This window comes from Stenotrophomonas sp. PFBMAA-4 (assembly GCF_030053215.1).
GTDB lineage: Bacteria > Pseudomonadota > Gammaproteobacteria > Xanthomonadales > Xanthomonadaceae > Stenotrophomonas.
This window is the reverse complement of record NZ_JASGBW010000012.1, coordinates 1-14,217: the sequence shown is the minus strand read 5'-3', so window position 1 is coordinate 14,217 and position 14,217 is coordinate 1. Positions and strand designations below refer to the sequence as shown.

General features: G+C 68.7%; 10 protein-coding genes. 8 read left to right on the top strand and 2 right to left on the bottom strand.

Annotation, left to right across the window (positions count from 1 at the left end):
• The first annotated feature begins 68 nt into the window (after positions 1-68).
• From QMZ26_RS09470 to QMZ26_RS09440, 7 genes are all read left to right on the top strand, one after another.
• Positions 69-2,744 carry a DUF2339 domain-containing protein gene (locus QMZ26_RS09470; protein ID WP_283221298.1) on the top strand — a complete coding sequence of 892 codons (2,676 nt, stop codon included), beginning with the start codon at positions 69-71 and terminating at the stop codon, positions 2,742-2,744.
• Positions 2,741-4,117: a DUF3999 domain-containing protein gene (locus tag QMZ26_RS09465; protein WP_079222991.1), complete on the top strand. Its 1,377-nt coding sequence runs from the start codon at positions 2,741-2,743 to the stop codon at positions 4,115-4,117. Before QMZ26_RS09470 ends, QMZ26_RS09465 begins: the two co-directional genes overlap by 4 nt.
• Positions 4,118-4,738: 621 nt before the next feature.
• Positions 4,739-5,914, top strand: coding sequence for a phosphoglycerate kinase (locus QMZ26_RS09460; RefSeq protein ID WP_283221297.1), 1,176 nt, complete (start codon positions 4,739-4,741; stop codon positions 5,912-5,914).
• Positions 5,911-6,579, top strand: coding sequence for an HAD hydrolase-like protein (locus tag QMZ26_RS09455; RefSeq protein WP_283221296.1), 669 nt, complete (start codon positions 5,911-5,913; stop codon positions 6,577-6,579). The genes QMZ26_RS09460 and QMZ26_RS09455 overlap by 4 nt, the downstream gene beginning before the upstream one ends.
• 214 nt (positions 6,580-6,793) lie before the next feature.
• Entirely contained in the window at positions 6,794-8,260 is a 1,467-nt protein-coding gene (pyk, locus tag QMZ26_RS09450; RefSeq protein ID WP_283221295.1) for a pyruvate kinase, read from the top strand.
• Between the two features lie 185 nt (positions 8,261-8,445).
• Positions 8,446-9,450 (top strand): class I fructose-bisphosphate aldolase, encoded by a 1,005-nt coding sequence (locus QMZ26_RS09445; RefSeq protein WP_200734480.1) that lies wholly within the window; start codon positions 8,446-8,448, stop codon positions 9,448-9,450.
• 136 nt (positions 9,451-9,586) lie between these two features.
• On the top strand, positions 9,587-10,624 hold the full coding sequence (locus tag QMZ26_RS09440) for an ABC transporter substrate-binding protein (protein ID WP_283221294.1): 1,038 nt from the start codon (positions 9,587-9,589) through the stop codon (positions 10,622-10,624).
• Between the two features lie 48 nt (positions 10,625-10,672).
• Here QMZ26_RS09440 and QMZ26_RS09435 read toward each other — a convergent pair whose 3' ends face one another.
• Both QMZ26_RS09435 and cysK read right to left on the bottom strand, forming a co-directional pair.
• Positions 10,673-11,269 (bottom strand): O-acetyl-ADP-ribose deacetylase, encoded by a 597-nt coding sequence (locus QMZ26_RS09435; protein WP_200734478.1) that lies wholly within the window; start codon positions 11,267-11,269, stop codon positions 10,673-10,675.
• Positions 11,270-11,478: 209 nt separating this feature from the next.
• Positions 11,479-12,438, bottom strand: a complete 960-nt coding sequence (gene cysK, locus QMZ26_RS09430; protein ID WP_283221293.1) for a cysteine synthase A — start codon at positions 12,436-12,438, stop codon at positions 11,479-11,481.
• A gap of 208 nt (positions 12,439-12,646) precedes the next feature.
• Between cysK and QMZ26_RS09425 the strand changes: the two genes are divergently transcribed.
• On the top strand, positions 12,647-13,630 hold the full coding sequence (locus QMZ26_RS09425; RefSeq protein ID WP_079222980.1) for a LysR family transcriptional regulator: 984 nt from the start codon (positions 12,647-12,649) through the stop codon (positions 13,628-13,630).
• Positions 13,631-14,217 lie beyond the last annotated feature (587 nt).

The window sequence follows — 14,217 nt, the reverse complement described above, 5'->3', positions numbered from 1 at the left end:
CCCGGCTGACGTAGCATGGGCCACGGACCGCTGCCGCTGGGGCGCGGCTGCGTTGGGGTAGACGAAGAATGGAAGCACTGATCGTCCTGGTGGTGTTGGCCCTGCTGGCGATACCGCTGCTGCTGGTGGTGGCACTGGTGATGATTGCCGGCCTGCGCCGGCGCGTGGCCGCGCTGGAGAGCGCAGTGGCTGAGGGTATTGCCGCCGCCGCGCCGCCGCGTGAGCCCGAGGCCGCCGTGGCGCCGCCACGGCCCGCCGCGCCCCGCGAACCGCCGCTGCTGCGCCCGGCTGCGGCCGCTCCGCCGCCGGTGGTATCGCAGGTACCTCCCGTTGCACCGCGTCCCGCGCCCGAACCACCTGCGCCCCCCGTGCCCCCTGTGCCACCGCCGGTCTCGGCGCGCCCGCCGCTGCCGCCGCAGCCGAAGCAGCCGGCGCAGCCCAACGTCGTTGAACGCGCCGTGGGCGCGGCCAAGCGCTGGTTCACCGAGGGCAACGTGCCGGTGAAGATCGGCATGCTGGTGCTGCTGGCCGGCGTCGCCGCGCTGCTGAAGTACGTCAGCGACCAGGGCTGGCTGGTGCTGCCCATCGAGCTGCGCCTGGCTGCCATCACCGTTGGCGCGCTGTGCCTGCTGGGCTTCGGCTGGCACCAGCGTGAACGTCGTCGGTTGTTTGCGCTGGCCCTGCAGGGCGGTGCCATCGGCGTGCTGCTGCTGACCATCTTCGCTGCGTTCAAGCGCTTCGAACTCATCAACCCCGGCTTCGCCTTCGCCAGCTCGATCCTGCTGGTGGCGGGCCTGTGCGTGCTGGCCGTGGTGCAGAACTCGCGCACGCTGGCAGTGCTGGGCATCCTTGCCGGCTTCATGGCGCCGCTGTGGCTGTCCACCGGTAGTGGCAACCACGTCGGGCTGTTCAGTTACTACGCGGTACTCAATGCGGGCATCTTTTCCATCGCCTGGTTCCGCCCGTGGCGCGCGCTCAACCTGCTGGGTTTTGCTTTCACCTTCGGCATCGGCACCTTCTGGGGCGTGCTGCAGTACCGCGCCGACAAGTTCGCCAGCACCGAACCCTTCCTGCTGCTGTTCTTCGCGTTCTACCTGCTGATCCCGCTGCTGTACGCACGCCGCCAGCCGGCCGAGCGCCGCGATCTGGTCGATGGCAGCCTGGTGTTCGGCACGCCGCTGATCGCGTTCTCGCTGCAGGCCGGCATGCTGCACGAGCAGCCGATGACGCTGGCGCTGTGCGCGCTGGGCCTGGCAGCGGTCTATGCGTTGCTGGCACGCGCGCTGATCCATCGCGCGTCGTACAGCGTGCTGGCGCAGTCGCACGCAGTGCTGGCGGTGGGTTTTGCCACCCTCGCGGTGCCGCTGGCGCTGTCGGCGCGTGCCACCGGCGCGGTGTTCGCACTGGAAGGTGCTGGCCTGGCGTGGCTGGGGCTGCGGCAGAAGCGCTGGCTGCCGCAGGTGGCGGCCGCGCTGCTGCAGCTTGGTGCCGCGTTCGCCTTCGTGGTGGGCGCCGACCACTGGCACGGCGACACCCGGTTCCTGCTCAACGCCACCGCCGTCGGCGCGCTGCTGCTGGCCGTGGCCGGCTTTGCCAGTGCCTGGAGCTACCAGCGCCGCGCGCGGCATGACGTGGCCCTGGTCTATTACCTGTGGGGCCTGCTGTGGTGGCTGGGCGGCTTCGTCCATGAGATCGTCCGCTTCATCGAGCACGCAGCAAAGGCCGATGCCCTGCTGGTGCTGGCGGCGGTGACCGCCTGGCTGGCCGCCGAGGTGCATCGTCGGCAGCCGGCGCGTGCGCTGGGCATGACCGCGCTGCTGATGCTGGCGACGGGCTTCCCACTGGCGCTGTTGCAGGGCGATGCGCACCAGCAGCCGTTTGCCGGCTACGGCGGGCTGGCCTGGGCGGTGTTTGCGGTGCTGGGCGTGCGCACGCTGTTGTGCCTGCGGCAGGGCGGCGACGGCGTGGGCCGCATCACCCAGTTCCTGTGGTGGCTGCTGTGGCCTTCGCTGCTGTCCCTGCTTGCGCTGTGGGGCGATGATGCCGCGCAGCTGGCGCAGGGCTGGACGGCGCTGCTGGTGACCCTGCCGTGGCTGCTGCTGGCGGCCGTGTCGCTGTGGCGCTGGACGTGGTTGCGCTGGCCGCTGGGCGATGCCTTCGACGCGGCACGCACCACCCTGCAGACCGTGGTGTTTGGTGTGCTGGCCTGTGCCTGGTGGATCGGCATCAGCCTGGCCGGTGATGCCGATCCGCTGCCGTGGCTGCCGGTGCTCAATCCGGCTGAACTTGCGCAGTGGCTGAGCCTGCTGCTGGCCGCGCGCTGGCTGTTCGGCAGCCAGGCCCCGGCCTCGTTGCAGCGCCTGCGCGTGCCGGTGCTGGCGCTGGCCGGTTTCATCGCCCTCACCAGCACCGTGCTGCACGGTGTCCACCACTGGGGCGGCGCGCCCTGGAGCCCGTCGATGGCACGCGGGAGCCTGGCCCAGACCAGCCTGACGGTGCTGTGGAGCGTGCTGGGCGTGATCGCCTGGGTCTGGGGCTCGCGCCGTGGCCAGCGCGTCCTGTGGATGGTGGGTGCCGTGTTGATGGCCGTGGTGCTGGCCAAGCTGGTGCTGATCGACCGCCAGCATCTTGGCAACCTGCTGGGTATCGCATCGTTCATCGCCTACGGCCTGCTGTGCACGGTCGTGGGCTATCTGGCGCCGGCGCCCCCGGGCACCGCGCCGACCGTGGAGAACACGCAATGAAGACATGGCGCAGTGCATTGCTGCCGATCCTGCTGGCCGTAGCGGGTACGGCATCCGCGCAGGCCAACGATTACCGCAGGCACTACGCCGAGCAGTGGCCGTTGAGCCTGTCCAGCGCGCAGTCCGGCGCCTACCGAGTGGTGCTGGAGCCGGCCATCTACCGCCGCGCTGGCCGTGCCGACCTGGGCGACCTGCAGGTGTTCAACGCCGCCGGCCAGGCGTTGCCGTCGGCGCTGCTGGCCCCCGACCAGCCGCTGGCGCAGCCGCCGGTGCAGCGCGAGCTGCCGTGGTTCGCGCTGCCGCCGCTGGCCGAAGCGCAGCGCAACGACCTGCAGTTGCTGACCGAGCGCGATACCGATGGCCGCGTTCGCCGGGTCGAGGCGCGGGTGGGCAGTGGCGCCGTGGCGAACGGGCAGGGCGGCTGGCTGATCGACGGCAGCGTGCTGGGCCAGCAGCCGGTCGCGGCGCTGGTGCTGGACTGGGCCGACAGCGGCCAACCCCTGCAGGCACAGGTGCAGGTCGACGCCAGCGACGATCTGCAGCACTGGCGCGCGGTGTCGCGCGATGTGCCGCTGGTGGACCTGCAGCGCGCCGGCAAGCGCCTGCTGCAGCGCCGCCTGCAGGTGGATGGCAATGCGCGTTACCTGCGCGTGCTGCCGCAGGGCGAAGCGCGCCTGCCGACCCTGCGCAGTGTGCTGGCCGAACTGCCGCCCGCCCCGGCGACGGTGCCGTGGGAGTGGCTGTCGTTGCAGCCGACCGCCGCCGGCAAGGGCGAATACACCTTCGAGCTGGACGGGCGATTCCCGGTCAGCAAGGCTGACGTGGCCAGTACCGACAACAGCCTGGTGCAGTGGACGCTGTACAGCCGCGACGATGCCAACGCGGAATGGCAGCGGCGCAGCGCGCCGTGGATCGCCTACCAGGTGCAGCAGGGCGCGCCGGGCCAGCGCCAGCAATCGGCGGCACAGTCACTGGCCGGACCGTGGCGTGACCGTTACTGGAAGCTGGTGGCCAGCCCGGTGGAAACGGCCACGGCGCCGACCCTGCGCCTGGGCTACCAGCCGGAAGTGATGGTGTTCCTGAGCCAGGGCGCGGCGCCGTATGCGCTGGCCGTGGGCAGCGCCACCGCACGCCGCGCCGAAGCCCCGATCGCGGTGCTGATCGAGGAACTGCGCCAGCGCAACGACCCTGCGTGGCAGCCGACGCTGGCGCGCCTGGAAGGTGCCCCGGAGACGCTGGCCGGCGCGGCGGCGCTGGAGCCGCAGCGCGACTGGAAGGCATGGTTGCTGTGGGCGTTGCTTGGCCTGGGCGTGCTGGTGGTGGGTGGCCTGGCGGTCAGCCTGCTGCGGCAGAAGCCTGCGCCTTCGGCGTAGGTTCCCGCGAACGGCGCAGCCCCTCGTGGGTGGTCGCAAAACGCGATTCATGCGCTTGGCCGGGCGGGTGGGCTGGGCAGGGGACGCCGCAAGTACGTCCCTGTAGGCTTGGCCGCGGCATCCATGCCGCGGACACCCCTGCCCAGCCCACCCGCCCGGCCTCTGACAATTTCCGTGCGCGTCCACCCACGGAAAAGAAAAAAGAAGAGCAAAAGCTGCTTGGCTGCGCGCTCCCTGTAGCGCCGAGCCCACGCTCGGCTGCTCTGCGCGATGGATTCAGCCGAGCATGGGCTCGGCTCTACATTCCTTCTCCATCCGACATCAGAAACCGCTTCTGCTCTTGCCTTCCGTTCCGTCACCGGGAACCTGTCGAGGCCAGGGCGGTGTGGGTGGGCGGGACCGCAGGCGCCATGGATGGCGCCTACGAGCCCCCATGGATGGGTTCACGGCGTGTCCCGCCCACCCACACCGCCCTGGCCCCACACAGACAACCCAGAGCCGACCATGCGGGCTGTTGCTGTTGCTGTTGCCGTACGCCTCTGCCTGCCGCAGGCATCGCCACCCGATACAATGCCCGTCTGCCGTACACCGGCATCCCGTCCCCGAGCCAAAGAGTTGCCCATGTCCATCGTCCGCATGACCGACCTCGACCTCTCCGGCAAGCGCGTGCTGATCCGCCAGGATCTGAACGTGCCGATCGAGAATGGCCGCATCACTTCCGAACAGCGCATCACCGCTTCGCTGCCGACGCTCAAGCGCGCGCTGGAGCAGGGTGCCGCCGTTATGGTCACCTCGCACCTGGGCCGCCCGAAGGAAGGCGTGTGGACCGAAGCCGACTCGCTGGCACCGGTCGCCGCGCGCCTGTCGGAACTGCTGGGCCGCGAGGTTCCGCTGGTGCGTGACTGGGTCGACGGCGTCGACGTGCAGCCGGGCCAGCTGGTGCTGCTGGAAAACTGCCGCATGAACGTCGGCGAGGGCAAGGATGACGAGGTCCTGTCCAAGCAGTACGCCGCGCTCTGCGACGTATTCGTGATGGATGCCTTCGGTACCGCGCACCGCGCCCAGGCCTCCACCCACGGCGTCATCCGCTTCGCCCCGGTGGCCGCCGGTGGCCCGCTGCTGATGGCCGAGCTGGACGCTCTGGCCAAGGCGCTGGATGCCCCGGCCAAGCCGCTGCTGGCCATCGTCGCCGGCAGCAAGGTCAGCACCAAGCTGGAACTGCTGGCCAACCTGGTCGGCAAGGTCGACCAGCTGATCGTCGGTGGTGGCATCGCCAATACCTTCATCGCCGCCGCCGGCTACAAGGTGGGCAAGTCGCTGTACGAACCGGACCTGCTGGATACCGCGAAGAAGATCGTGGCCGACGCGCAGGCGCGCGGCGCCGCCATTCCGCTGCCGGTGGACGTGGTCACCGCCAAGCAGTTCCTGCCCGACGCAGCCGCCGAAGTGAAGGCCGTGGACGCCGTGGCCGACGATGACCTGATCCTCGACATCGGCCCGCAGACCGCCGCGCAGTACGCGCAGCTGATCGAGAAGGCCGGCACCGTGGTCTGGAACGGCCCGGTGGGCGTGTTCGAATTCGAAGCCTTCAGCAAGGGCACCGAAGCGCTGGCCCGTGCCATTGCCAGCTCCAGGGCGTTCTCCATTGCCGGTGGCGGTGACACCCTGGCGGCCGTCGACAAGTTCGATATCGCCGGTGATGTCAGCTACATCTCCACCGGTGGCGGCGCGTTCCTGGAATTCCTGGAAGGCAAGACCCTGCCGGCGGTGGCTGCGCTGGCCGCCCGCGGCGCATGAGCGTCGCGCTGCAGGCCGGCGGGGAAGCGCGTGCAACGCTCTTCTTCGACATGGACGGCACGCTGATCGATTCGGAAGTGGGCATCACCACCTGCATCGCCTATGCGCTGCAGAAGATGGGCCACCCGGTGCCGCCGCAGGAAACCCTGCAGGGCTGGATCGGGCCGTCGCTGCGCACCACCTTCACCCCGCTGTTCGGCGACGAGGTGCGGGTGGAGGAGGCGGTGGCCTACTACCGCGAGCGTTTCGACGTGGAGGGCTGGCGTGAGCACACCCTCTACCCGGACATCGAGTCGACCGTTCGCGCGCTGCATGGCCGTGGCCACCGCCTGGCGGTGGTCACCGCCAAGAACGAACCGCACGCGCGCCGCATCGTCGAGCACCTGCCATTCTGCGGCCTGTTCGATGATGTGATCGGTTCAACCCCGGACGGCTCGCGCAGCAGCAAGGCGCAGCTGGTGGGCGAGGCGCTGCAGCGCCTGCAGCTGCAGCCGGCGCAGTGCTGGATGATCGGCGACCGCCGCATGGACATCGAAGGCGCGCGCCACCATGGCCTGCGCAACGTGGGCGTGCTGTGGGGCTTCGGTGGCGAAGCCGAGCTGATCGAGGCCGGTGCCGACCACCTGGCACGCGAGCCGGCGCAGCTGCTGGCCCTGCTGGGCTGACCTTTGGCGCTCCTGGTCGCCGGGCATGGCCCGGCGCTACCGGGGCAGGTCGACAGGCAGCGCCGGGCCATGCCCGGCGGGCGCCGGCCCGCGTATGTCCGGAACATGTCCGTTCGATGTCCCGCAGAGTCAGGCGCCCCAAGGCTGTAACCGCATACATGGGGCGTGAAGGATGTGCTAATTTCCCACCTTTAACGGGAGAGGCCCATTCACCATGTTCGAGCGTCAGCGTCGCACCAAGATCCTAGCCACCCTCGGTCCGGCGACCGACCCGCCGGGCGTGCTGGAGGATCTGTTCCGCGCCGGCGTGAACGTGGTGCGCCTCAACTTCAGCCACGGTGACCCGTCCGGCCAGGCCAAGCGTGCCGCCGACGTCCGTGCCGCCGCAGCCCGCGTAGGCGTGGAAGTGGGCATCCTGGCCGACCTGCCGGGCCCGAAGATCCGCATCGAGCGCTTTGCCGAAGGCAAGGTGTACCTGAAGGCCGGTGACCGCTTCGACCTGATCGCCAGCGCCAACGCCGGCCCGGGCGATGCCAGCCAGGTGGGCGTGAGCTACCTCGGCCTGCCGCAGGACGTGGGCCCGGGCGATGTCCTGCTGCTCGACGATGGCCTGATGCAGCTGCAGGTGGTTGAAGTGCAGGGCGACCGCATCATCAACACCGTGCTCAACGATGGCGCGCTGTCCGACCGCAAGGGCCTGAACAAGCAGGGCGGTGGCCTGTCGCTGGGCGCGCTGACCGAGCGCGACAAGGAACTGATCGGCATCGTCGCCAAGATCGGCGTCGACTTCATCGCCGTGTCCTTCTGCCGCAACGCGCAGGACATGAACGATGCACGCCAGATCGCCGAATCGCACGGCTGCTACGCCGCGCTGGTGTCCAAGATCGAGCGCACCGAAGCCATCGAGAACCTGGAAGAGATCGTCGAAGCCAGTGACGTGGTGATGGTGGCCCGTGGCGACCTCGGCGTGGAAATCGGCGATGCCGAACTGCCGGGCCTGCAGAAGAAGATCATCAAGGCCTCGCTGGCGCAGAACAAGGTGGTGATCACCGCCACGCAGATGCTGCAGTCGATGGTGGAAAGCCCGATCCCGACCCGCGCCGAAGTGCTCGACGTGGCCAACTCGGTCATCGATGGCACCGATGCAGTGATGCTGTCGGCCGAAACCGCCGCCGGTGCCTACCCGGTGAAGGCGGTCGAAGCGATGGCGCGCATCTGCCTGGGCGCCGAGCGCCAGTTCCAGACCGAAACCGACTTCAACGCCTCGCCGCGCAACCTGGAACGTGCCGACCAGGCCATCGCCATGGCCACCATGTTCCTGTCGCAGCACGTGGGCGTGCGTGCCATCGTGGCGATGACCGAATCCGGTGGTACCGCCCGTTACCTGTCGCGCTTCCGCGCCAAGGCACCGGTGTTCGCGGTGACCCGCCATGACGGCGCCCGCCGCCAGATGGCACTGATGCGCGATGTGTACCCGATCAACTTCGACAGCCGCGGCCTGACCCCGCGCGAAGCGGCACGCGGCAGCATCCGCCTGCTGGTGGAATCGGACCTGCTGCAGGCCGGTGACCGCGTCGTGTTCACCAGCGGCGAGCACATGGAAACCCTGGGTGCCACCAACACCCTGCGCCTGCTGGAAGTGGGCGAAGACGGCCGCGCCAGCGGCCTGGGCGATCTGTAAGCCCTGACGGTATCGGGTCGGCGCTGCCGATCCAGGGTCGGATCCCCGCAGGGGCTCCGACCCCATGCCGCAGGACACCGTTTGTCCTGCGCAGACATGGAAGCGTTTCCATCCTGTCCTCCACGGCGAGGCAACGGGCAGCGGGGCTATACTTACGTTTTTCCCGCACCCGCCACAGGAAATACATGAGCATCGAACAGCTGGCTGAAACCGCCCAGGCCATGGTCGCCCCGGGCAAGGGCATCATCGCGATCGACGAATCCACCGCTACCATCGCCAAGCGTTTCGCAGGCGTCGGTATCGAGAACACCGAGGAGAACCGTCGTGCCTACCGCGAGCTGCTGCTGACCACGCCGAAGCTCAACGAGCACATTTCCGGCGCCATCCTGTACGACGAAACCATCCGCCAGTCGACCAAGGACGGCGTGCCGTTCGCCAAGTACATGGCCGACCACGGCATGATTCCGGGCATCAAGGTGGACAAGGGTGCACACCCGCTGGCCGGCTGCCCGGGCGAGCTGGTCACCGAAGGCCTCGACGGCCTGCGCGAGCGCCTGCAGGAGTACTACAAGCTGGGTGCGCGCTTCGCCAAGTGGCGTGCGGTCATCAACATCGGCGACAACACCCCGTCGGGCACCTGCATCGAGTCCAACGCCCACGCGCTGGCCCGTTATGCCGCCCTGTGCCAGGAATGCGGCCTGGTGCCGATGGTCGAGCCGGAAGTGATCATGGACGGCGACCACGACATCGAGACCTGCTACGAAGTCACCGAAGCCACCCTGCGTTCGCTGTTCGACGCGCTGTACCAGCAGAACGTGCTGCTGGAAGGCACCATCCTGAAGGCCTCGATGGTCATCTCCGGCAAGGGCTGCGATGAGCAGGCCGACGTCGAGGAAGTGGCCGAGTCGACCGTGATGTGTCTGAAGAGCACCGTGCCGGCGATCCTGCCGGGCGTGGTGTTCCTGTCCGGTGGCCAGAGCGACGAGCAGTCGACCGAGCACCTGAACGCGATGAACCAGCTGGGCAACCTGCCGTGGCCGCTGAGCTTCTCCTACGGCCGCGCCATGCAGCAGGCCGCGCTGAAGCTGTGGGCCAAGGACATGAAGGGCAACTACGCCGCTGCCCAGAAGACCGTGTACGAGCGTGCCAAGGACAACGGCCTGGCCGCGCTGGGCAAGTGGAACGGCTGAGCCGTCCCATTTCCTGCATGACGTGACACAGCAGCGCCGGCATCATGCCGGCGTCTGCTTTTGCGGGTATCGTTGCTGCTCCCCTGCGCAGGGCCTGTGCGCCAGGGATGTCCGCGAAAGGCCAGGGAGAGGTTCAATGCGTACCACCGCAATCGCGCTGGCCGTCGCCACGGTGCTGTCCGTGGCAGGCTGCAACCGCTTCGGCGCGCCCGAGCCGTCGGGCCGGGTGCCGGTCCTGCAGTTCGACAAGCCTGTGTCCGGCGAGATCACCTCGCGCAGTGGCACGAACTTCAACGATGGCAGCCATCACCAGCTGTACCAGATCACCCTGCAGGACAAGCAGCGCGTCGGCATCACGCTGACCGGTACGCTGAGCGGCGCGATGACCGTCTTCCACGATGGCAAGGTGGTGGCCCGCAGTCGCGCCACCGATGAGGGCAGCAGCGTCGCGGTCGCCTTCCGGGCCGACGGCGGCGGCAGTTACCAGGTGGCCGTGAATGCCTCCGGGCCGGACACCTACGGTCCGTTCCGGCTGCGCGCTGAGCAACTCAAGCCCTACGACGGCAAGCCGATCATCAACACCGGGCATATCGCCGACCTGCTGCTGGAGACGTCACAGACGTACACCCTGCAGGTGGATGCCGCCGGCCTCTACACCATCGATCTGCGCTCGGACGTGTTCGACACGCTGCTGGCGCTGGAGGGCGAGGGCCAGGATGCCGAGAACGACGATGGCGGCGAAGGCAGCGATTCGCGCATCAGCCTGCTGCTGCAACCGGGACGCTATACGCTCAGCGTCAGTGCCCTGGATGAAGAGGACAGCGGTGCGTTCACGCTGGACGTCCAGCGCAGCAAGGTGCCTGCCACGATCGTCGACCAGGACGGCACCCCGCTTCCAGCGTCGGGCAGTGTATTCACCGTGCTGGATGCTGACGGACGCCGGCGCTTCCTGCTGAGCCTGGACGCACCGGCGCGAGTGCAGGTGGATGCGCTGTCCAGCCAGGTCGATACCGTGCTGCGCGTGGTCGGCGGTGACATCGACATCGAAGACGATGATGGCGGCAGTGGCACCGACGCGCGCCTGCAGGAAACCCTGCCGGCCGGCCACTACACGCTGGATGTATCCAGCATCGGCGGCGATTCCGGCCTGGTGGAGCTGCGCATCCAGCGGTAGATCCACGCCACGCGTGGATGGCCTTTCATCTTCCTGCGTGCCCGTGCCTCAATGCGCGGCAGCGTACCCGGCATCACCCGCCGGCGGCAGCGGCAGGATGCGTTCAGCCTCCACCGCCTGGCCCGCCGCGGCCAGTGCCTGCTGGTAGGCCTTGGCCGTGGCCGTGTTGAACGCCACCAGCACGATACGCATCGGCTGCGCGTGGCTGCGCTGCCATGCCAGCGTTTCGGTCACTGCCACCTGCGCGGCCTGGTACAGCGGGTAACCATAGACGCCGCAGCTGATGGCCGGGAACGCAATCGAGTGCACGCCCAGCGATTCGGCCAGCTGCAGTGATTTCCAGTAACAGTTGGCCAGCAACGCCGGTTCATCGCGCTGGCCGTCATGCCAGACCGGGCCGACGGTGTGCAGCACATGCCGTGCGGGCAGTGCATAGGCGTCGGTGGCACGCACTTCGCCGGTCGGGCAGCGCACGCCCGGGCGCAGTTCCGGCAGGCGCTCGCACTCGGCCAGCAGCTCCGGCCCGGCCGCGCGGTGGATCGCACCGTCCACACCGCCCCCGCCGAGCAGGGTTTCGTTGGCCGCGTTGACGATCGCATCCACCGCCAGGGTCGTGATGTCGCCCTGCCACACTTCGATCTTCATGCGTCCGTCTCCTGCCTGTTGTTGTTGCGCGCCGTGCCCGCGCTGGCTGCACCCACCGTAGTGGAGAGGGCATCCATGCTGCGTCATGACCGTCTCACGCGCTGCGATTACGGCTGAAGCGGGACCGGTAGCGCCGGGCCATGCCCGGCGGAAAATGGAAACGCCGGGCATGGCCCGGCGCTACCGTGGGTTGCCGCCTTGGGTGCGGCTTACGGCAGGCCGGCCAGCCAGTCGTCGTCGGAGCCTTCGTTCACATCGGCAAACAGCGGCGTGGAGAAATAGCGTTCACCGGTGTCCGGCAACATCGCCAGGATCACCGAGCCCGGCTCGGCGCGGGCAGCCACGTCCAGTGCGCTGGCCACCGTGGCACCGGCGGAGATGCCGACGAAGATGCCTTCTTCGGCTGCCAGCCGGCGCGCGGTGGCGATGGCGCGGTCGTCCTCGACCGTCAGCAGTTCATCCACCACGTCGCGGTTGAGCACGTCCGGCACGAAGTCCGGGGTCCAGCCCTGGATCTTGTGCGGCTTCCAGTCGTCGCCCTTCAGCAGCGCGGCGCCGGCCGGTTCGGTGGCCACGATGCGGGTCTGCGGGCGGGCGACCTTCAGTACTTCGCCCACGCCGGTGAGGGTGCCGCCGGTGCCCCAGCCGCTGACGAAGTAGTCCAGGCGCTTGCCGGCGAAGTCGCGCAGGATCTCCGCCGCCGTGGTGTTGCGGTGGTAGGCCGGGTTGGCCGGGTTGGCGAACTGGCTGGCCAGGAACCAGCCGTGCTGCTCGGCCAGTTCGGCGGCCTTGCGCACCATGCCGCTGCCGCGCTCGGCGGCGGGGGTCAGGATCACCTTGGCGCCATAGGCACGCATCAGCTTGCGTCGCTCCACCGAGAAGGTTTCGACCATGGTGGCCACGAACTTGTAGCCGCGCGCGGCGGCCACCATGGCCAGGGCCACGCCGGTGTTGCCCGAGGTGGCTTCCACGATGGTGTCGCCCGGCTTGAGCAGCCCGCGTGCCTCGGCGTCGAGGATGATGGCCAGCGCCAGGCGGTCCTTCACCGAGCCACCCGGGTTGAACGATTCGACCTTGGCGTACAGGGTCACGCCCTGCGGAGCCAGGCGCTGCAGTTTGACGATGGGGGTGTTGCCGACGGTATCGAGGATGGAGTCGTACAGGGCCATGGAAGCGCTCCGGAAGCAGGCCGCGCCGTGGGCCGGCGGGCGGAAGGGGGGAGGCTGGCCGTTCAGGCCAGCGGCTGCCGGCTGACCGTAGCGCCGGCATATGACGCCCGGAAATGACCAGATACCTTTCTTAAACAACCTTTGGTTATAAGCTGGTGAGGGTAATAGACCCTAGAGTGGACCTCCGCCCCCAGCGCCCCCGCCTGCCATGACGCTTACCCAGCTGCGCTACCTGGTCGCCATCGCCGACGCCGAGATGAACATCACGCTCGCGGCCACGCGTGTGCACGCCACCCAGCCCGGCCTGTCCAAGCAGCTCAAGCAGCTGGAGGACGAGCTGGGCTTCCTGTTGTTCGTGCGCAAGGGGCGCAGCCTGGAATCGGTGACCCCGGCGGGCACCGAAGTGATCTCCCGCGCCCGCGCAGTGCTGGCCGAGGCCAACAACATCCGCACCTACGCCGCCAATCAGCGGCGCGAAAGCCAGGGCCAGCTGATCCTGACCACCACCCACACCCAGGCACGCTTCGTGCTGCCGCCAGCGGTGGCGGCGATCAAGCAGGCCTACCCGCAGGTCAGCGTGCATCTGCAGCAGGCCGGTGAAGCCGACGCGCTGGACCGACTCAACCAGGGCGATGCCGACATCGCGATCATCAGCACGGCCGGCGGCGAACCGACCGATGGCATCGCGGTGCCGCTGTTCCGCTGGCGGCGCCTGGTGGTGGTGCCCAAGGGCCACCCGCTGGACCGCGCCGGCCGCGCCCCGGACCTGGCCGCGCTGGCCCGCCAGCCGCTGATCAGCTACGAATCCTCCACCCGCCCCAGTTCCTCGCTGCAGCGCGCCTTCGCGGCCAACGGCCTGGTACCGGACCTGGCGTTGACCGCGCTGGATGCCGACCTGATCAAGACCTATGTGCGCACGGGTCTGGGCGTGGGGCTGCTGGCCGAGATGGCGGTCAGTTCCAACGATGAGGACCTGCGCTCGTGGCCGGCCCCGGAGCCGATCACCGAGTGCATCGCGTGGGCGGTGCTGCCGCGCGACCGGGTGCTGCGTGATTACGCACTGGAGCTGGTGCACGTGCTGGCGCCGCAGATTGATCCGCGCGACCTGCGGCGGGTGCTGGATGGCAACCAGGCGGCTGCGTGGCCGGTGCCGCCGACATGGGAGTCGTTGACCCAGACCATCACGGTCTGAGGGGGCGGTTTCGGCAGGGCTTGCAGCCCTGCACCTGCTGCAATCAACGGCAACGTCAAAAGCGGGCGATCCGTGGGTTGACGGGGCGGTGTGGGTGGGCAGGACACGCCGTAAACCCCCCTCCGGGGTCCGGCCCAGCCGCTGGCGGCTGTGCGTTCGGGCGCTTGCGAAGCAGTGCTTCGCAAGCAAAGCGCCCTCACCCATGGGGGCTCGATGGCGCCATCCATGGCGCCAACGGTCCTGCCCACCCACACCGCCCCACCTCTGACAGGTTCACGCGGCTGTTGGTAGGTGCCGACCGTTGGTCGGCACATCTGTCAGATATCGATATTCAGAACGTAATCAGACCCCGTGCCGACCAACGGTCGGCACCCACCAGAGCAGAAAGCTGTTCCGACAGATAGCGGAAATCTGTCGAAGGCGGGGTGGGTCCGGTTGAGGGGGTGTGAGCGGCATGGATGCCGCGACCAAGCCCCCATGGTGAAGTGACCCCCTGAAGTTGGACGGGTGGGGGGCTAGGCGGCCAGCGCGACCTGCTCCCGGTACTTTACCGGGCTCAAGCCCTTTAATTTCAGCCGGATACGGTC